At 69.3% G+C, this 16,784-nt stretch carries 22 protein-coding genes; 11 read left to right on the plus strand and 11 right to left on the minus strand.

From position 1 onward, the window contains the following. Positions 1–120 precede the first annotated feature (120 nt). Positions 121–483: a DsrE family protein gene (locus AW272_RS22820; RefSeq protein ID WP_066368741.1), complete on the minus strand. Its 363-nt coding sequence runs from the start codon at positions 481–483 to the stop codon at positions 121–123. Between the two features lie 33 nt (positions 484–516). Here AW272_RS22820 and AW272_RS22825 point away from each other — a divergent pair, with 33 nt between their 5' ends. The 4 genes from AW272_RS22825 to ygfZ all read left to right on the plus strand — a co-directional run bounded on the left by AW272_RS22825 (position 517) and on the right by ygfZ (position 3,104). Continuing rightward, entirely contained in the window at positions 517–999 is a 483-nt protein-coding gene (locus AW272_RS22825) for a heme-binding beta-barrel domain-containing protein (RefSeq protein WP_066368743.1), read from the plus strand. 11 nt (positions 1,000–1,010) lie between these two features. Further along, entirely contained in the window at positions 1,011–1,301 is a 291-nt protein-coding gene (locus tag AW272_RS22830; RefSeq protein WP_066368746.1) for a DUF2470 domain-containing protein, read from the plus strand. 338 nt (positions 1,302–1,639) lie between these two features. Continuing rightward, a complete protein-coding gene (locus AW272_RS22835) occupies positions 1,640–2,050 on the plus strand; it encodes a Fur family transcriptional regulator (RefSeq protein WP_066368748.1) in 411 nt (136 codons plus the stop codon). 19 nt (positions 2,051–2,069) lie between these two features. Next, positions 2,070–3,104, plus strand: coding sequence for a CAF17-like 4Fe-4S cluster assembly/insertion protein YgfZ (gene ygfZ, locus AW272_RS22840; protein ID WP_066368749.1), 1,035 nt, complete (start codon positions 2,070–2,072; stop codon positions 3,102–3,104). Between the two features lie 159 nt (positions 3,105–3,263). Here ygfZ and dtd read toward each other — a convergent pair whose 3' ends face one another. Then, the gene (dtd, locus tag AW272_RS22845) at positions 3,264–3,689 is read right to left on the minus strand and encodes a D-aminoacyl-tRNA deacylase (protein WP_066368756.1); all 426 of its coding nucleotides are present in this window, start codon (positions 3,687–3,689) and stop codon (positions 3,264–3,266) included. A 33-nt stretch (positions 3,690–3,722) separates the two neighbouring features. Between dtd and AW272_RS22850 the strand changes: the two genes are divergently transcribed. Further along, positions 3,723–4,631 carry an asparaginase gene (locus AW272_RS22850; RefSeq protein WP_066368757.1) on the plus strand — a complete coding sequence of 303 codons (909 nt, stop codon included), beginning with the start codon at positions 3,723–3,725 and terminating at the stop codon, positions 4,629–4,631. Here AW272_RS22850 and AW272_RS22855 read toward each other — a convergent pair. Next, complete coding sequence (locus AW272_RS22855) at positions 4,618–6,186, minus strand: DUF2207 domain-containing protein (RefSeq protein ID WP_083958582.1); 1,569 nt, start codon at positions 6,184–6,186, stop codon at positions 4,618–4,620. The genes AW272_RS22850 and AW272_RS22855 overlap by 14 nt on opposite strands. Before the next feature lie 38 nt (positions 6,187–6,224). Here AW272_RS22855 and AW272_RS22860 point away from each other — a divergent pair, with 38 nt between their 5' ends. Beyond that, on the plus strand, positions 6,225–7,196 hold the full coding sequence (locus AW272_RS22860; RefSeq protein ID WP_066368759.1) for a magnesium transporter CorA family protein: 972 nt from the start codon (positions 6,225–6,227) through the stop codon (positions 7,194–7,196). Here the strand turns inward: AW272_RS22860 and AW272_RS22865 are convergent, their stop codons facing one another. The 7 genes from AW272_RS22865 to AW272_RS22895 all read right to left on the minus strand — a co-directional run bounded on the left by AW272_RS22865 (position 7,197) and on the right by AW272_RS22895 (position 11,380). Beyond that, positions 7,197–7,538, minus strand: coding sequence for a DUF2516 family protein (locus AW272_RS22865; protein ID WP_066368761.1), 342 nt, complete (start codon positions 7,536–7,538; stop codon positions 7,197–7,199). A 125-nt stretch (positions 7,539–7,663) separates the two neighbouring features. Continuing rightward, positions 7,664–8,056, minus strand: coding sequence for a hypothetical protein (locus AW272_RS22870; RefSeq protein ID WP_066368763.1), 393 nt, complete (start codon positions 8,054–8,056; stop codon positions 7,664–7,666). Continuing rightward, positions 8,053–8,493 carry a helix-turn-helix domain-containing protein gene (locus tag AW272_RS22875; protein ID WP_066368764.1) on the minus strand — a complete coding sequence of 147 codons (441 nt, stop codon included), beginning with the start codon at positions 8,491–8,493 and terminating at the stop codon, positions 8,053–8,055. Before AW272_RS22875 ends, AW272_RS22870 begins: the two co-directional genes overlap by 4 nt. Before the next feature lie 60 nt (positions 8,494–8,553). Then, complete coding sequence (locus AW272_RS22880) at positions 8,554–9,453, minus strand: M56 family metallopeptidase (protein ID WP_066368766.1); 900 nt, start codon at positions 9,451–9,453, stop codon at positions 8,554–8,556. Continuing rightward, entirely contained in the window at positions 9,450–9,806 is a 357-nt protein-coding gene (locus AW272_RS22885; RefSeq protein WP_083958583.1) for a BlaI/MecI/CopY family transcriptional regulator, read from the minus strand. Before AW272_RS22885 ends, AW272_RS22880 begins: the two co-directional genes overlap by 4 nt. Before the next feature lie 57 nt (positions 9,807–9,863). Beyond that, positions 9,864–10,646 carry an O-methyltransferase gene (locus tag AW272_RS22890; protein ID WP_066368770.1) on the minus strand — a complete coding sequence of 261 codons (783 nt, stop codon included), beginning with the start codon at positions 10,644–10,646 and terminating at the stop codon, positions 9,864–9,866. Then, positions 10,643–11,380 (minus strand): SDR family NAD(P)-dependent oxidoreductase, encoded by a 738-nt coding sequence (locus tag AW272_RS22895; protein WP_066368772.1) that lies wholly within the window; start codon positions 11,378–11,380, stop codon positions 10,643–10,645. The genes AW272_RS22890 and AW272_RS22895 overlap by 4 nt, the downstream gene beginning before the upstream one ends. A gap of 106 nt (positions 11,381–11,486) precedes the next feature. Between AW272_RS22895 and mshA the strand changes: the two genes are divergently transcribed. The 3 genes from mshA to AW272_RS22910 are packed head-to-tail and all read left to right on the plus strand — an operon-like array spanning position 11,487 to position 13,964. Then, complete coding sequence (gene mshA / locus AW272_RS22900; RefSeq protein WP_066369497.1) at positions 11,487–12,719, plus strand: D-inositol-3-phosphate glycosyltransferase; 1,233 nt, start codon at positions 11,487–11,489, stop codon at positions 12,717–12,719. Next, positions 12,716–13,201: a YbjN domain-containing protein gene (locus AW272_RS22905; RefSeq protein WP_066368773.1), complete on the plus strand. Its 486-nt coding sequence runs from the start codon at positions 12,716–12,718 to the stop codon at positions 13,199–13,201. Before mshA ends, AW272_RS22905 begins: the two co-directional genes overlap by 4 nt. A gap of 25 nt (positions 13,202–13,226) precedes the next feature. Continuing rightward, positions 13,227–13,964, plus strand: coding sequence for a phosphoglyceromutase (locus AW272_RS22910; RefSeq protein ID WP_066368779.1), 738 nt, complete (start codon positions 13,227–13,229; stop codon positions 13,962–13,964). 89 nt (positions 13,965–14,053) lie between these two features. Here the strand turns inward: AW272_RS22910 and phoU are convergent, their stop codons facing one another. Continuing rightward, the gene (gene phoU, locus AW272_RS22915) at positions 14,054–14,704 is read right to left on the minus strand and encodes a phosphate signaling complex protein PhoU (protein ID WP_066369500.1); all 651 of its coding nucleotides are present in this window, start codon (positions 14,702–14,704) and stop codon (positions 14,054–14,056) included. 154 nt (positions 14,705–14,858) lie between these two features. On the opposite strand from phoU, the gene AW272_RS22920 reads away from it, so the two are divergent. Further along, positions 14,859–16,004: a sensor histidine kinase gene (locus AW272_RS22920; RefSeq protein WP_066368781.1), complete on the plus strand. Its 1,146-nt coding sequence runs from the start codon at positions 14,859–14,861 to the stop codon at positions 16,002–16,004. Next, the gene (locus AW272_RS22925; RefSeq protein WP_066368784.1) at positions 16,001–16,693 is read left to right on the plus strand and encodes a response regulator; all 693 of its coding nucleotides are present in this window, start codon (positions 16,001–16,003) and stop codon (positions 16,691–16,693) included. The genes AW272_RS22920 and AW272_RS22925 overlap by 4 nt, the downstream gene beginning before the upstream one ends. Positions 16,694–16,784: the final 91 nt, after the last annotated feature.

A 16,784-nucleotide genomic window follows, 5' to 3' on the forward strand; every position in this document is an offset into this window, starting at 1 on the left:
TCCTGAAGGCGTGAACGCAATTCGGCCAGTGGTTCACCGGGTGTCATCGATAGAGCCCCGTACCTGATTCGAAGGGGACTTGCCTCGCTCAGGCCGAAGCCTAATGACACCCGCTTCCCGTTAGTAGACCAGCGCCTGGACACCTTCCTGAGTGATCTCCTCGACGAACGTCGGCGCCCCCGCGATGCGGATCCCCTCGATCATGTCGTCGAGCGTGATGCCGCGCCGGGCCGCGCACTGGGTGCACAAAGTCACCCGGCCGGCGGCCAGCACGGCGGCCAGCAGGTCTTCGAGAGGTGCCGCCTCGGCCAGCTTGAACTCCCCGGCCTTGCCGGGTAGGGCGAACCACGACGACTCACCGGTCAGCCAGAGCGACACCCCGACCCCGCTGACGATCGCCGCCGCGGCGACGTTGAAGGCCTGGTTGCACCGCTCCGGGGCGTCGGCGCCCGCGGTCACTTTGATCACCAGTTGGCGTGCCATGCCCGCAGCCTAATCCCGCACTAGCCTTGTCGCATGGACGTACATCCCGATCTTGAGCCGATCGCGTTCCTGCTGGGCCACTGGGAGGGCGCCGGGGTCATCGGCTACCCGACCATGGAGAGCGCCAACTTCGGCCAGGAGATCATCTTCGAGCACAACGGCAAGCCGTTCCTCAGCTACCGCAGCCGCACCTGGCTGCTCGACCAGGAGGGTGAGAAGGTCCGCCCGCTCGCCACCGAGACGGGCTTCTGGCGCGTGCAGCCGGAGCGCCAGATCGAGGTCATGCTGGCCCACCCGACCGGCATCATCGAGATCTACGTGGGCGAGGTCGTCTTCCACAAGATCGAACTCATCACCGACGTCGTGGCGCGCACCGTCACCTCGAAGGACTATTCGGCGGGCAAGCGCCTCTACGGCCTGGTCAACGGCAATCTCATGTACGCCTACGAGATGGCAGCCGTCGGCCTCCCCCTGCAGGACCACGCCTCCGCGGAGCTCAAGAGGGTCGCCGACTAGGATCGGGCGCCATGAGCACCCCGCTGACCTCCGACGCGGTCGAAGCGATCAAGAAGCACATGAACGACGACCACGCGGCCGACGCGCTGCTGATCGTGCGGGCCCTGGGCGGAAAACCCGACGCCACGGCGGCCCGCACGACCGACGTCGACACCGAGGCGATCTACTTCGAGGCCGACGGCGAGGCGATCGCGGTGAAATGGCCGACGCCCATCGTCGAACGCGCCCAGGTGCGCAACGAGGTCGTCGTGCTCTACCAGCAGGCCTGCGAGATCCTCGGGGTCGAGCCGCGGGGGCACTGAGAAACCAGGCTGCCATCCGCTCGGCATGAGCGAGCCGGTCCTTTCCGGGACATGAAGAAACCCCGGGCGCACTCCGCTCGGGTGAGCGGGCCGGCTGGACCAATGAGAGAGGGTCAGTGCCCTCCCCCGCCGACTGCCCGGGGTTCCGGTGTCTGTCTGGATCTGCGCTCAGACGCGCCGACCCGGAGCTGGCCCGGATCGGATGTCCTAGCGGACAGCCACCTCGCTAGCCCAATCATGACTAATCATTATTCGGACCACCTCCTCTCTGCGTGCTTCGTACGCTAAGCGCTGCTCTCCGGGGCGGGCAAGTCAATTACGAGCCGTAGGATTTCGGCATGACCGACACCTGGCACGACGAGCTCCGGGCCCGCGGATATCGGGTCACTCCGCAGCGCCAGCTCGTCCTCGAGGCGGTCAGCGCGCTCACCCACGCCACTCCTGAGGAGATCTGCGCGAAGGTCCAGGAGACCGCGCGGGGCGTGAACATCTCGACCGTCTACCGCACGCTCGAACTGCTCGAAGAGCTCGGCCTGGTCACCCACACCCATCTCGGCCACGGGGCGCCGACCTACCATCTGGCCGCCGACGCCGACCATGTCCACCTGGTCTGCCGGGGCTGCGGGCAGATCATCGAGGCGCCTCCCGAGCTGGTCGGCGACATGGTGACCAAGCTCGACGAGGAGATGGGCTTCCAGACCGACGTCCACCATCTGACGATCTTCGGCCGGTGCCGCGACTGTCGCTGAGCGGGCTTAGCCTGAAGGTATGCGCAGTCCTCTGCTGGACCTCCCCGGAGCCGTCCCCGCCGCGTCCCCCGACGACGCCGTGGCCGCCCACTACGGCGACCTCTACGCCGAACAGCGTGCCCTCGCGGCCGGGCGGGCGGTGGTCGACCGGAGCAACCGTCCCGTCATCACGGTGTCCGGCCCCGACCGGTTGAGCTGGCTCAACAGCCTGAGCTCCCAGAAACTCGACGACCTGGCCCCCGGCGTGTGGACGCAGACGCTGTTCCTCGACCCGCAGGGGCGACTCGAACACCACCTCCACCTGCGCGACGACGGCGACACGACGTGGATCCACGTCGAGCCCGGCCGGTCCGAGGAACTGGTGGCGTGGCTCGAGAAGATGAAGTTCATGCTCCGGGTCGAGATCACCGACGTCTCGGCCGAGTGGGCCGTGGTCTCCGGCGTGCCCGGCGACGACCGGCTGATCCCGCGGGCCGAGCTGGCCGCCCAGGGTCCGGTGGCCGGGCTGTGGGCCTATGAGGCGCTGCGCATCGAGGCGCACCTGCCCCGGCTGGGCTTCGAGACCGACCACAAGACGATCCCCCACGAGCTGGGGCTGATCGAGACGGCGGTCCATCTGAAGAAGGGCTGCTACCGGGGCCAGGAGACCGTCGCCCGCGTCCACAACCTGGGCCACCCGCCCCGCAGGCTCGTCTTCCTCCACCTCGACGGCAGCGTCGACGAACTGCCGCCCCACGGCACCCCGGTGACGCTCGGCGTGAGCACCCCGCTCGAAGCCGACCCCGAGGCGGCCGTCGACGGTTCGGCGACACCGGGCCAGATCGGCTTCATCGGCTCGTCGGCCCGCCACCACGAACTCGGCCCGATCGCCCTCGCGGTCGTGAAGCGCACGGTCCCGATCGACATCGACCTCGTGGCGGGCCACGTCGCGGCCAAGCAGGAGGTCGTCGTGCCGCAGGACGCCGGCCGCAACGTCCAGGTCGACCCCGAGCTGCGGCGCCAGGCCGCCAAGATGGCCCGAGAGCGGTCGGCGAAGCGACCCGACCTGATGTGAGAACAGGCCGCTGCCTCGGATACCGCGCGATCGGTCTGTGAGGTGAGTGCCCGCGAGTGACTCGCGGGCACGCTCTTGCGTAGGGACGGCTACCGCCGCGATCGGCAGTGGGGCGACCTGCCGTAAGCGATACGCGAAGGCCCGCTGTGGCGGCGGGCTTCAGATGTCGATGACCAGGGTGATCGGGCCGTCGTTGAGCAGGCTGACCTTCATGTCCGCTCCGAAACGGCCCGTCTCCACCCTGGCGCCGAGTTTGCGGAGTTCGTCCACGACCGCGATCACCAACGGCTCGGCCACGGGGCCCGGGGCCGCTGCCTGCCACGTCGGGCGGCGGCCCTTCTTGGTGTCCGCGTAGAGCGTGAACTGGCTGATCACCAGCAGAGGTGCGGAGATATCCGAGCAGGACTTCTCGCCCTCCAGGATCCGCAGGCCCCACAGTTTCGCCGCCAGTTTCGCGGCCTCCGCGGGTCCGTCGGTGTGGGTGACACCGACCAGAACCATCAGGCCGGGCTCGTCGATCGCCCCAACGACGGTCCCGTCGACCGTCACCGAGGCATGGCTCACTCGTTGGACCACCGCGCGCATGGCCGGATTCTGCCATGCCCTACAGTCGACGGCATGTCCGAATTGCTGGTCGAGGTGGTCCGGTCCGGGTTCGTGGAGTCGGTCCACCGCGCCCGGGTCGTCGCCGTCGACGCCGAGGGTTCCCCCGTTCTGGTCCATGGCGACGTCCAGGTTCCCGCATCCCCCCGTTCCTCGATGAAGCCGCTGCAGGCCGTCGGGATGCTGCACGCGGGGCTCGACCTCGACGGTGAGCTGCTGGCGCTGGGCTGCGGCAGCCACGCGGGTGAGCCCATCCACGTCGAGGGGGCCCGTCGCATCCTCCGCGACGCCGGACTGGACGAATCGGCGCTCCGGTGCCCGGAGGACTATCCCGACGACCGGACCTCCCTCGACCACGGCCGCGTCTACATGAACTGCTCCGGCAAGCACTCGGCGATGCTCGCGACCTGCGCGGTTAACGACTGGCCTACCGAGGGCTACCTCGAACCGTCCCACCCGCTGCAGAAGTCGATCCGCGGCACCGTCGAGGAGCTCACCTCGGAGCGGATCGCGGCCACCGGCGTCGACGGCTGTGGCGCGCCGCTGTTCTACGTGTCGATGGTCGGGGTCGTCCGCGCCTTCCGGCGGATCGTCACGGCCGCCGAGGGCACCAAGGAGCGCCGGGTCGCCGACGCGATGCGGGCCCACCCCGAATACACGAGCGGCGCCGAGCGGCCCGAGGCGGCGCTGATGCGCGGCGTCCCCGGGCTGATGCTGAAGGCGGGCGCCGAGGCGTTCGACGCGTTCGCGCTGGCCGACGGCCGGGCCGCCGCCGTGAAGATCGTCGACGGGGGCCAGCGGGCCCGGGTCGCGGTCACCGCCTACGCGCTGAAGGCGCTCGGCGAGGACGTCCCGGAAGGCCTGATCCCCCCGATCACAGGTGGTGGAAGGCCGGTGGGGGAGATACGGGTCAGAACGATCTGAACTGGCGGGCGGCGGAGATCGCGCCCGATGTGGTCATCACGAACGTCCGCATCGAGTCGGCGAACTTCGACAGGTCCCATTCGGCGGGGCCGTGGTACCAGTACAGGTTGTCGCCGTCGGTCGTGATCGTCGACACCACCCGGGCCCACCGGTCGACGCTGTCGAAGATCACGGCGTAGGGCAGGTAACGGGAGAACAGCTCGATCCGCTGCTCCTCCGGCACCCCGTTGACGTCGCCGGAGATGAGGTACTGGCGGAAGCCCAGCGTGTGGGCGAGCGCCCCGGCGCCCTTGGCGGTCTTGGCCGGCATGAACTGGCCGCCGACCGTGAGGGCCGCCCCGGCGATGATCACCGCCAGGCCGACCAGGCCGTAGGTGGTCGTCCAGGCGAGCATGAGGGTGCCGGCCACGCCGGCGATGGTCAGCAGGATGCCCAGGACCGTCCAGCGGGACCGGGTCGAGTCGGGGCGGCGGGCGAACCAGCCCTGCTTCACGACGTCGCGGTAGAGGGCGTCGCGGACTCGCGCGAGGCCGGCCGAGAAGCCGCCGTGGAGCTGGGAGAGCAGGATGTCGTCGCGGATGTCGAACATCGCGTCGTGCAGGGCGCGTTCGTAGGGGAGCAGGTCCTGGAGCGGGGTGTCGGGCAGCTTCACGAGCAGCCAGTCGGGGGCGTCGTAGGTGCCGCGCGGTTGTTCGTCGATGCGGAGGTAGCCGCGTACCGCCAGATCCACGATGGTCGCCGTCACGTCGATCACGTCGGCCTGTTCGTCGATCAGGGTGCCGATCTGGCCGGGCCGCACGCCGTCGGGCGGGGCGAAGCGGCCGTTTTCGAGAGGGGCGTACAGGCCCGATTCCGACTCGACCACCCGGGCGTCCCTGCCCCGGCTGCGGTAGAGGCCGTAGAGGCCGCCGAGCAGCAGGATCAGCAGGACGATCAGCGAACCGCCGGTCCACATGTCGACGGTGAAGGCGGTGGCCAGGTCGAAGCGGTTCTCCAGGATCGGCTGCGCGCCGGTCGAACCGGCGGGATAGGCCACGACGATGGTGAGCTGCTCGCCTTCCGCCAGGCCGGTCTGTTCGAAGGTGGCGTTCTCGGCCGACTCGTCCATGCCGGCGGCGGTGCAGCCGATCGCCGAGGTGGCCGGGCCGGCGAAGCAGGTGAGGCCCTGGATCTGGCCGGGGCCGCGTACCGTCACCTTGACTGTGTCGAGCGGCCCGCCGGCCGCCGACCAGCGCAGTTCCTCGGTGCCGTCGGGCAGTTGCGTGACCGCGCCCGTGACGTCGTATTCGACGGTCCCGGCGGCCGGCACGGTCAGTGTCTCGCCGTCGAAGGCGGCGCCCTTTACGCCGGTCAGCAGGAAGACCCGGTCGGACGCGTCGTCGAACCGCGTTCTGGTGATCACGGCCCGGCTCTGGGCCCCCTTCTCGACCACGTGCAGCACCCCGTCGGGCCGCAACTGCAGCGTCACCTCGGTCGCGCCGGCGGCACGGGCCGGGGTGGCGAGCAGGACGATCAATAAGAGGGCCAGCCCCACAGGGCGTGCCAGACATGTCATGACCCGTCACGATAGTGCCACCGGAGTACGCTGAGTCGGTGGCACGCACCCGGCTCTACCGCAACGGGAAACTCGAATCCGAGGGCTTTCCGATCGCCGACGTCTCCGACCATCTGGACGAGCCCGACGCAGTGGTCTGGTTCGACCTGTGCACGCCGACGCGCGCCGACCTCGACGCGATCAGCGAGGAACTGGGCCTCCACCCGCTGGCCATCGAAGACGCCCTGCACCCGAGCCAGCGCCCCAAGCTCGACATCTACGAGACCCACATCTTCCTGAACGTCTACGCCACCCACTTCGACGAGCGCACCGGGCGTCTGGAGACGATCGAGGCGTCGGCGTTCATGACGGAGCGGGCCCTGGTCACCGTCCGCACCAGCGAGTCGTTCGCGATCGACCAGGTCCAGCGCCGCTGGGACTCCGGCGGCAACCTGGCCGAACACGGGGTGGCGTTCCTGCTGCACGGCCTGCTCGACTACGTCGTCGACACCCACTTCGAGGTCGTCGAGGCCATGGACGACCAGATCGAGAAGCTGGAAGAGGGCCTGTTCCACGAGACCCTGCCGGGCCCCGCCGAGCAGCGGCAGACCTTCGAGCTGCGCAAGAGCCTGGTCGGCCTGCGGCGGGTGGTCGCCCCGATGCGGGAACTCGTCAACACCCTGTTCCGCCGCAACGACGTCATCCGCGACAGCAGCCTGGCGCCCTACTTCCAGGACGTCTACGACCACGCCGTGCGGGCCGCGGAATGGACCGATTCACTGCGCGACCTGCTCGGCAACATCCGCGAAGCGCACATGACCATGGCCAACAACAAGATGAACCTGATCATGAAGCGGGTGACGAGCTGGGCCGCGATCATCGCCGTGCCCACCATGATCACCGGCTTCTACGGCCAGAACGTGCCCTATCCGGGTTCGCAGCAGGTCTGGGGATTCTGGACGTCAACGGGCCTGTGGGCGGTCGCCGCCGTCATCCTCTACACCCAGTTCAAGAAGCGCGACTGGCTCTAGTCACCAGGGGCCGTAAGGGCCCTGGGTGCCGCCGCTGCCGCCCTTGTATTCGCTGACGGCCGGCTTCACGTCGGCCAGGTAGATGCCGGACGCGATGATCGAGGCGATGGCGAAGATGTTGAGCCTGTTCAGCCCGCCGCCCATGTAGCCGGCGGCGGAGGCGAGCGTGAAGACGGTGGCCAGGCCGGTGAAGACCATCCAGAGGTTCTTGTTGAGCTTGCCGGCGGACTTGAACGCCTGGGCGGGGGTGCGGATCGCGTGGATCAGCGCCCACACCGCCATCCCGAACGCGGCGAGGGCGAGGCCCAGGAAGACAAGGTCCAGGGCACCATAGAGCATCATCTCGTCACTCCCGCGGGGTCAAGGTCGGAATGTCCACCAGCCTAGTGTCTGGTTTCGCCAGTGCGCAGGGCGAGAAAACCGTGGCCCCGGCGGGAGATCTCCCACCGGGGCCATGAGCTGCGGTTCTACGACGCCTTCGGGGCCGTCGGGGTCTTGCGGGGAGCCGGGCGCTTGGTCGAGGTGGTGGCCTTGACGGCGGTGGCCGGGTCGGCGGCCTCGGAGACCTCGGTCAGCTCCAGGGCGGCCTCGCCGCTGGCCTGGCTGACGACCTGACGGCCGCGCTTGGCCAGGTCTTCGTAGAGGGCGTTGAGCCGCTCGGCGACGGTGTTGGCGACGTCTTCGGCCCTGCCCTGCACACGGCCGGCGTAGGCGTAGGCCTCTTCCCGGCGGATCTGCTGGAGCTGGAGGACGCGGTCGGGGATCTCGCGGATCTTCTCGACCGCGAAGTCGCCGACGCCGGTCAGCGCGTAGAACGGCTTGGACTCGGTGAGCTTCTTGACCTCGGTGGCGATGGTCATGGCAGGTTGTACCCTTCTGACGTGGCGTGACCGTTTAGTGAAGCCGCATCCAGGGGCTCAGCCGGTTGCGTCGGCTGAGCCCCTTCGGTTTCCGCGGCCTGGTTCTCCTTGCGGAACGACTCATAGATGTCGAGCAGAACCTGGCGCTGCCGTCCGGTGATCGTGACGTCGGCGCGGATCGCCGCCAGGACGTCACTGTCGGGCTGGCGCTCGTCGATCAGTCCGGCCTGCACATAGAGCGCCTGGGACGAGATTCGCAACCCTTTGGCGATCTGGTTGAGGATCTCGGCACTCGGCTTGCGCACGCCCCGCTCGACCTGGCTCAGGTATGGAAACGACACTCCCGCCTGGGCCGCGAGCTGACGCAGCGAGATCTTCGCCTGCGTCCGCTGCTCGCGGATGTATTCACCGATCGAGCCGACCTTGGGGAGTTCCATGTCGTCCAGCTTGCCAGAGCTTGTATGCATTTGCAAACGGATTGGTTAACGGGAGCTAACTCACTGGGGCAAGAACCACAAAAGGGGCGCGGATGTGGTGAGCAACACGGCTCCCGCGACGATGCCGTAGCGATAGCGCGCGGGCATCTTCGGACCGGGCTGGACCAGCCGGTTCACCCGGGCCATCACGTTCTCGGCGCCCATGCCCAGCGCGCCGTGGGGGGTGATGTAGACGCCGGCCGTGCCGAACCGCAGCAGCGCGGTGGCCAGCCGTTTCGGCGGCACCCGCAGCCGGGCGTGGTCGTCGGCGGCCATCTCGACCAGCAGCGCGACCGACGCGTTGGCGTCGCGGACCACCTTCGACCAGGGCAGCACCCAGCGCAGCGCGGCGAACGGCAGCAGCACCAGGTCGTGGCGCTCGCGCGCGTGAGCGTCTTCATGGGCCAGCACCGCCGCGAGCTCGTCGCGGGACAGCAGGCTCAGGGTGCCCTCGCTGATCACGACCTGCGACTTCAGCCCCGGTACGCAGTAAGCGGCCGCCCCGGGGTGGTCGACGACCCGTACGCCCGGAACCGCGGGCTCGTCGCGGGCCACCAGCGACAGCAGCAGCCGGTGGCGGCGGCGGGCCTGGAGGGTCTGCGCCATGGCCACCACGACCACGGCCATCAGCACGGTCAGCAGCGCGAGCCCGGCGGCCAGCGCGCCCACCCGCTGCAGCCCCGACGGCTCACGCCAGTGGGTGACCAGGTAGACCAGCCCGTGGATCACCCCGCGCCCCCACGGTTCGAGGGCGTAGGCCAGCAGGGCGCCCACCGAGGCGAGCCCCCACGTCAGGCCGAGCGCCTGCCACAGGGCGATCGCGGCCCTCGGCGCCCGCCAGGTCCAGCGGACCGACGTCATCCGCCACGCGGCCAGCGCGCAGACGGTGGCGAGCGCGGCGAGCGCGGCGGCCGCGATCACTCCTCCTCCAGCTCCGTGAGAGCTTTGCGGAGCACCTCGGCCTCAGTGCCGGAGACGGCCTGGGCGAACCTGGTGAGCGCGGCGGAACGGTCTCCGGTCATGTCGAGGGCCTCCAGCATCAGCTCGGCGATGTAGGCGTCACGGCTCGCGGCCGGTTCGTATCGCCAGGCGCGGCCGTCGCGGACGCGGGTCAGGAAGCCCTTGCGGGTCAGCCGGTCGAGCACCGTCATGACAGTGGTCGGCGCCAGATCGCGGTCGGCGATCAGCCGCCCCACCTCGCGGGCGGTCAACGGACTGCGCTCCGCCCAGAGAACGTCCATGATGCTGCGCTCAAGCTCGCCAAGACCCTTCACGACATTCAGCCTACCCGGCGTAGTACTACGTCCCGTAGAGGGAGGGTGGGTTGCACCTCAGCTTACAAGCGCCGACCAGGGCAGGGACAGCTCACCGAGCCGCCACCGAGCCGTTCCGCCGAAGGGGGCGCCGGTGTGGAGAGGCCATGAATCCTTCAACAGGAGAGCGGCCTGGATCCATCGCTGCCTCGCCCCGTAGGCCCCGAAGGGAGCGGAGACGGCCCAGGCCCGGTCCCAGTCGGTGAGGAACGCGTGCACCCTCTCACCGGGCACGTTGCGGTGAATCAGCGTCTTGGGCAGCCGTTCGGCCAGGTCTGAGGGCCTGTCGATGCCGTTGAACCGGGCCGCGAAGGTCAACGTCTGCGGCCCTCGCCGGTCGAGGCCGACCCAGACGGCCCGATGGCCGATCTCCGAGCAGGTGCCCTCGACGATCACGCCGTCCGGCTGGAGTCTGGACGTCATCAGCTCCCAGTAGCGCCACGCTTCGGCCTCGGGATACTGCCGCAGCACGTTGAAGGCCCGGATCACCAGGGGAGATCGTCCGGGGATCTCGAAGCCGCCCCTGCGGAAGTCCAGGCCAGGCCGCCGGAACGCCGAGGCGGCCGCCACCCGCTCCGGGTCGATCTCCACCCCCACGACCTGGAGGTCCCGCCGGACCGCGCGCAGCCGGGCGAACAGCTCCAGGGTGGTGACGGGGGAGGCGCCGTACCCGAGGTCCATGACCAGCGGATCGGCGGCGGCGCGCAGCAGCCCCCCGTGGACGGCGGCCAGCCAGCGGTCGGCGCGGCGGAGCCGGTTGTGGCCGGTGGTGCCCCGCGTGATCGCCCCGACCGGTCTCACACGCGGTGGACCTTGTGCTGGGCGGCCTGGGCGCGGGGCCTGATCACCAGGCGGTCGATGTTGACGTGGGCCGGGCGGGTGATCGCGAAGGAGATCACGTCGGCGATGTCGTCGGCGGTCAGGGGGTTGGGCACGCCCTCGTAGATCTTCGCGGCCTTGGCCGCGTCGCCGCGGAAGCGGTTGAGGGCGAACTCCTCGGTCTCCACCATGCCCGGGGCGATCTCGATGATCCGCACCGGTTCGCCGACGAGTTCCAGGCGCAGCGTCTCGGTCATCGAGGTCTGGCCATGCTTGGCCGCGCAGTAGCCGCCGCCGCCCTCGTAGGAGACCAGCCCGGCGACCGAGGTCAGCATGACCAGCACGCCGTCGCCGCTGGAGACCAGCTTCGGCAGCAGCGCCTGGGTCATCCGGAGGGTGCCCAGGACGTTGACCTCGTACATGTCGCGCCAGTCGTCGAGCAGGCCGTAGGCGACCGGTTCGAGGCCGACCGCGCCGCCGGCGTTGTTGATCAGCACGTCGACCGTGGGGACGGCCGCGTTGAAGGCGTCGACGGAGTCCTGCGAGGTGACGTCGAGGGTCATCGGGATGATCCCCGGATGGTCGGCGGCGAGCTCGTCGAGCCGATCCCGGCGACGGGCCGCTGCCACGACCTGGAACCCCTCTTTCGCCAGCCGTCGGGCCGTGGCGGCGCCGATTCCGCTGCTGGCTCCCGTGACCACCGCTGTTCTCGTCATGGTCGCAATCCTAGTGAGAGCGGGAATCTTGGGCTGAGTGTCATGGTTAGTCGTTGTTTGGAGGTGGTGTCGGGTGCGTCGGGTGAACCGAGTCGCGACGATCAGCATGCACACGTCACCGCTCGATCAGCCGGGAACCGGCGACGCGGGCGGGATGAACGTGTACATCGTGGAGACGGCCAAGAGACTGGCCGAGCTCGGCATCGAGGTCGAGATCTTCACCCGGCAGACGGCGCGTGACCTGCCCCCGATCGTCGAGCTCACGCCGGGGGTGACCGTTCGCCACGTCACCGCGGGCCCCTACGAGGAGCTCGACCGCTCGGACCTCCCCGGCCAGATGTGCGCGTTCCTGTCGGGCGTGCTGCGTACCGAGGCGATCTACGAGCCCGGCCGCTACGACGTGATCCACTCGCACTACTGGCTGTCGGGCCAGGTCGGCTGGCTGGCCAAGGAGCGCTGGGGCGTACCGCTGGTGCACACCATGCACACCATGGCCAAGGTCAAGAACCTCCTGCTGGCCGAGGGCGACCGCCCCGAACCGCCGGCCCGGGTCTTCGGCGAGGAACAGGTCGTCGACATAGCCGACAAGCTGGTCGCCAACACCGCCGCCGAGGCCGAAGAGCTCATTTCCCTGTACGCCGCCTCGCCCGCCCAGGTGAGTGTGGTGAACCCGGGGGTCAGCCTCCGCGTGTTCCAGCCCGCCTCCAAGGGCGCCGCCCGCCACCGTCTGGGCCTTCCTCAGGACGCCGCCGTGCTTCTCTTCGTCGGCCGCATACAGCCGCTGAAGGCCCCCGACGTGCTGCTCCGGGCGGCGGCTCGCATGATCGCCGACGACCCCGGATTAAGGGATCGCCTCGTGGTGGCCTGTGTCGGCGGCCCGAGCGGCACCGGCCTGGCCCGGCCCTCGCTGCTCACCGACCTGGCCGCCGAGCTGGGCATCACCGATCTCGTCCGGATCGCGCCGCCCGCCCCGCAGCCCGAGCTCGCCGACTGGTATCGGGCCGCCGACGTCACGGTGGTGCCGTCGCACAACGAGTCGTTCGGCCTGGTCGCGTTGGAGTCCCAGGCATGTGGCACCCCGGTCGTGGCCGCGTCGGTCGGCGGCCTGCGCACCGCCGTCAAGGACGGCGTCTCGGGCCTGCTCGTGGACGGTCACGACCCCGCCCAGTGGGCCACCGCGCTGGCCGGGCTGCTCGACCGGCCCGCCTGGCGTGACTTCCTCGCCGAGGGCGCGATCCGCCACGCCGCCGCGTTCGGCTGGTCGGCCACCGCCGCGCGGCTGGTGGAGGTGTATACCGGAGCCATGAGCCAGCTCCTGCCCGTGGCGGCCGTCCGATGAGCGTCGCATCCGTGATCGAGTCGGCGCTGGCGTCGATGGAGCTCACGTACGAGAGCCCTCGGTCGGGCTCCTACCTGGTGAAGCTCCCCGGCACCCACAAGCTCCAGACGATGGTGTGGCTGGTCGTCGACGAGCAGGCCCTCAACATCGAGGCGTTCTTCTGCCGCGGCCCCGACGAGAACCACCAGGAGTTCTACCGCTGGCTGCTGTCCAAGAACGGGTCGATGTACGGCGTCCACTTCGCCCTCGACCACCGGGGAGACGTCCACCTCGTCGGCCGGATCCCCCACGAGGGCGTCACCGAGGCCGAGGTCGACCGGCTGCTCGGCTGCGTGCTGACCTACGCCGACGAACTGTTCGACCCCGCGCTGGAGATCGGCTTCGCCGGGTCGATCCGCCGCGAGTGGGAGTGGCGCCTCGAACGAGGCGAGTCGACTGCCAATTTGCAGGCTTTCGCCCGTTTCGCCGACCCGGAGCGTTAACCGTCCACCACTAAGATGCCGTGTCATGGCGACTTTGGTACTGCTTCGGCACGGTGAGAGCGAATGGAACGTCAAGGGCCTTTTCACGGGCTGGGTCGACGTCACCCTCTCCGCCGCCGGAGAGGAAGAGGCCGCGCGCGGCGGCCGGCTGCTGCTTGAGGCGGGCGTACGCCCCGACGTGGTCCACACGTCCCTGCTCACCCGCGCGATCCGCACGGCCAACCTCGCGCTGGAGGCGGCCGACCTGCTCTGGCTGCCGGTCCAGCGGTCGTGGCGGCTGAACGAGCGCCACTACGGCGCCCTCCAGGGGAAGGACAAGGCGCAGACCCGCGCCGAGTTCGGCGACGAGCAGTTCATGCTCTGGCGCCGCTCCTATGACACCCCGCCGCCGCCGATCGCCGACGACGACGAGTTCTCCCAGTTCTCCGACGCCCGCTACGCGAGCCTGCCGAAGGAACTGCGCCCCAAGACCGAGTGCCTGCTCGACGTCGTCGACCGCATGCTGCCCTACTGGTACGACTCGATCGTCCCGCAGCTCACCGCCGGCCAGACCGTCCTCGTGGTCGCCCACGGCAACTCCCTGCGTGCCCTGGTCAAGCACCTCGACGGCATCAGCGACGCCGACATCGCCGGCCTGAACATCCCCACGGGCATCCCGCTCCGCTACGAACTCGACGCCGACCTCCGCCCGGTCAGCTCCGGCTACCTCGACCCCGAGGCCGCCGCCTCCGCGATCCAGGCCGTGGCCAACCAGGGCAAGTAACTCCCGCCCGGGCCCGCGTGTGCGGAGCACGCGCCATCAAACACAGAAATCCCCGGCCCCCCGAGGGCCGGGGATTTCGTTTTTGGGGTTTACTCGTCGCCGTCGCGGGAGCCGGTGACCAGGTAGACCACGTCGCGGGCCACGCGGACGGCGTGGTCGGCGTAGCGCTCGTAGTAGCGGCCCGCGAGGGTGATGTCGATCGCGGCCTCGATGCCGTGGTTCCAGTTCGGCGACAGCAGGACGCGGAACAGGCGGCGGTGCAGCCGGTCCATCTCGTCGTCGTCGGCCTCGAGCTCCTTGGAGAGCTCGACGTCGCGGGTCGCGATGCAGGTGCCGGTCTTGGTGACCAGGCGCTCGGCGATCTGGTCCATCTCGACGATGGTGTCGCGGAGCTCGGCGGGGATGGCGGACTCGGGGTGACGCATCCGGGCGATCTTGGCGATGTGCTCGGCCAGGTCGCCCATCCGCTCCAGGTCCGCGGCCATCCGCAGCGCGGTGATGACCGTACGGAGGTCGACCGCGACGGGCTGCTGGGTGGCCATCAGCTCATAGATGGAGGTCTCAACTTCGGCGTAGAGCCGGTTGACCTCTTCGTCCTGAGAGATCACACTCTCGGACAGATGAAGATCGGCGTCAAGAAGGGCCGTGGTGGCCCGGGACATGGCCGAGCGAACCAGGCGGGTCATCTCGACCAGCTTGATCGTGAGGGTGTCCAACTCGAGATGATAGGCGTCACGCATGCCCGTCACGGTAATCGTCTCTTCGTGAACGATCTCCGACCGGGAAGTGAACTCTTTCGGAAAGGCCATGGTCAGTAGGCATCTGGCCGTCAGGAACGTGGCTATTCCCACCTAGCATCAAAGCGTGAATGAGTTGCTGGCGAGTCTTGCCGCGATGGGTGGGTTCCTGGTGGGCACCCTCGTCATGCTGGCGATCCGACGGCAGTCCGAACCGTCTCCGCTGCCGGCCTCTCCTCCAGAAGACACCCTTTCCCCAGGTGTGGCCTCACTTCTGGCGGTGCTTCCGTCCTCGGCGGTCGTCCTCGACAGGGAAGACCGCGTCCTGCGGGCCAGTTCGGCGGCCCGCGCCTACGGCCTGGTCCGCGGCGACAACCTGATCTCTACCGAACTGCTCGCGCTGGCCCGCAAGGTCCGCCGCGACGGTGAGATCCGCGAGGGTGAGATCGAGGTCCCGGGCCGCAAGTTCGGCCAGGAGTCGACCAACTTCGCCGTCCGCGTCGCCCCGCTGGGCTCCACCGGCCAGGTGCTGGTGCTGGCCGAAGACCAGACCGACCGGCTCAGGGTCGAGGCGGTCCGCCGCGACTTCGTCGCCAACGTCAGCCACGAGCTCAAGACCCCGGTCGGCGCGCTCAGCCTGCTCGCCGAGACGATCCAGGACGCCGCCGACGACCCGGAGGCGGTCACCCGGTTCGCCGGTCGCATGCAGCACGAGGCGGCCCGGCTCACCTACCTCATCCAGGATCTGATCACGCTGTCCCGCATCCAGGGCGCGGAGAAGATCCCCACCCCGGAGCCCGTCCCGGTCGACGAGGCGGTCCACGAGGCCATCGACCGGTGCAGCACCAAGGCCGCGTCCAAAGACATCCTGCTGGTCGCCGGCGGCGCGGGCGGGCTGAACATCTGGGGCGACGACGAACTGCTCGTCACCGCCCTGCGGAATCTGATCGACAACGCGGTTGCTTACAGTCCCGAACACACCCGCATCGTCGTCAGCGCCCGCCCGGCCGGCGACTCGGTGGAGATCAGCGTCAGCGACCAGGGCATCGGCATCCCCGAGAGCGCCCAGGAACGCATCTTCGAGCGCTTCTTCCGGGTCGACGCGGCCCGGTCGCGATCGACCGGTGGCACCGGCCTCGGCCTGGCCATCGTCAAACACGTCGCCGTCGCCCACGGCGGCGAGGTCTCGGTCTGGAGCAAAGAAGGCTCCGGATCGACCTTCACACTCCGCCTCCCCGCCTTCGGCGGGATGGCGGTGGCCACACCCCGCACAACGTCAACTCCCCTGGAGGCGGCCACATGACCCGGGTACTCGTCGTGGAGGACGAGGAGTCGTTCTCCGACGCCCTTTCCTACATGCTGCGCAAAGAGGGCTTCGAGGTCGCGGTTGCGGCCACCGGGCCCGAGGCGCTGGAGGCCTTCGACCGCAACGGCGCCGACCTCGTTCTGCTCGACCTGATGCTCCCTGGCCTGCCGGGCACGGAGGTCTGCCGTTCCCTCCGGCAGCGGTCCAAGGTTCCAGTGATCATGCTCACCGCCAAGGACAGCGAGATCGACAAGGTCGTCGGCCTCGAACTCGGCGCCGACGACTACGTCACCAAGCCCTTCAGCTCCCGTGAGCTGGTCGCCCGCATCCGCGCCGTGCTGCGCAGGCAGGGCGACGTCGAGGAGGTCGAGTCGGCCGTCCTGGCAGCCGGCCCGGTCCGAATGGACGTCGACCGCCACATCGTGGCCGTCCGCGGCCGTCAGGTGCAGCTGCCGCTCAAGGAGTTCGAACTCCTCGAGGTGCTGCTGCGCAACGCCGGCCGGGTCCTGACCCGAGGCCAGCTCATCGACCGGGTCTGGGGCGCCGACTACGTCGGCGACACCAAGACCCTCGACGTCCACGTGAAGCGGCTGCGGGCCAAGGTCGAGTCCGACCCGGCCAACCCGCGCTGCATCCTCACGGTGCGCGGGCTCGGCTACAAGTTCGACCCCGTGGTCGAGGACTAGCGCACGTAAGGGGTCGCGGCCCAGACCGCGACCGGCCGGCCCGTGGGAGATCACGCGGGTCGGCTACACGCGTCTCTTCGGTGATGCCGCA

This window comes from Herbidospora mongoliensis (assembly GCF_001570545.1).
GTDB lineage: Bacteria > Actinomycetota > Actinomycetes > Streptosporangiales > Streptosporangiaceae > Herbidospora > Herbidospora mongoliensis.

Excerpts from the sequence above, each read along its gene's own strand:
- AW272_RS22820 (WP_066368741.1), bottom strand. The coding sequence starts at position 483 with ATGGCACGCCAACTGGTGATCAAAGTGACCGCGGGCGCCGACGCCCCG.
- AW272_RS22825 (WP_066368743.1), top strand. The coding sequence starts at position 517 with ATGGACGTACATCCCGATCTTGAGCCGATCGCGTTCCTGCTGGGCCAC.
- AW272_RS22830 (WP_066368746.1), top strand. The coding sequence starts at position 1,011 with ATGAGCACCCCGCTGACCTCCGACGCGGTCGAAGCGATCAAGAAGCAC.
- AW272_RS22835 (WP_066368748.1), top strand. The coding sequence starts at position 1,640 with ATGACCGACACCTGGCACGACGAGCTCCGGGCCCGCGGATATCGGGTC.
- ygfZ (WP_066368749.1), top strand. The coding sequence starts at position 2,070 with ATGCGCAGTCCTCTGCTGGACCTCCCCGGAGCCGTCCCCGCCGCGTCC.
- dtd (WP_066368756.1), bottom strand. The coding sequence starts at position 3,689 with ATGCGCGCGGTGGTCCAACGAGTGAGCCATGCCTCGGTGACGGTCGAC.
- AW272_RS22850 (WP_066368757.1), top strand. The coding sequence starts at position 3,723 with ATGTCCGAATTGCTGGTCGAGGTGGTCCGGTCCGGGTTCGTGGAGTCG.
- AW272_RS22855 (WP_083958582.1), bottom strand. The coding sequence starts at position 6,186 with ATGACATGTCTGGCACGCCCTGTGGGGCTGGCCCTCTTATTGATCGTC.
- AW272_RS22865 (WP_066368761.1), bottom strand. The coding sequence starts at position 7,538 with ATGATGCTCTATGGTGCCCTGGACCTTGTCTTCCTGGGCCTCGCCCTC.
- AW272_RS22870 (WP_066368763.1), bottom strand. The coding sequence starts at position 8,056 with ATGACCATCGCCACCGAGGTCAAGAAGCTCACCGAGTCCAAGCCGTTC.
- AW272_RS22875 (WP_066368764.1), bottom strand. The coding sequence starts at position 8,493 with ATGGAACTCCCCAAGGTCGGCTCGATCGGTGAATACATCCGCGAGCAG.
- AW272_RS22895 (WP_066368772.1), bottom strand. The coding sequence starts at position 11,380 with ATGACGAGAACAGCGGTGGTCACGGGAGCCAGCAGCGGAATCGGCGCC.
- mshA (WP_066369497.1), top strand. The coding sequence starts at position 11,487 with ATGCACACGTCACCGCTCGATCAGCCGGGAACCGGCGACGCGGGCGGG.
- AW272_RS22905 (WP_066368773.1), top strand. The coding sequence starts at position 12,716 with ATGAGCGTCGCATCCGTGATCGAGTCGGCGCTGGCGTCGATGGAGCTC.
- AW272_RS22910 (WP_066368779.1), top strand. The coding sequence starts at position 13,227 with ATGGCGACTTTGGTACTGCTTCGGCACGGTGAGAGCGAATGGAACGTC.
- phoU (WP_066369500.1), bottom strand. The coding sequence starts at position 14,704 with ATGCGTGACGCCTATCATCTCGAGTTGGACACCCTCACGATCAAGCTG.
- AW272_RS22920 (WP_066368781.1), top strand. The coding sequence starts at position 14,859 with ATGGGTGGGTTCCTGGTGGGCACCCTCGTCATGCTGGCGATCCGACGG.
- AW272_RS22925 (WP_066368784.1), top strand. The coding sequence starts at position 16,001 with ATGACCCGGGTACTCGTCGTGGAGGACGAGGAGTCGTTCTCCGACGCC.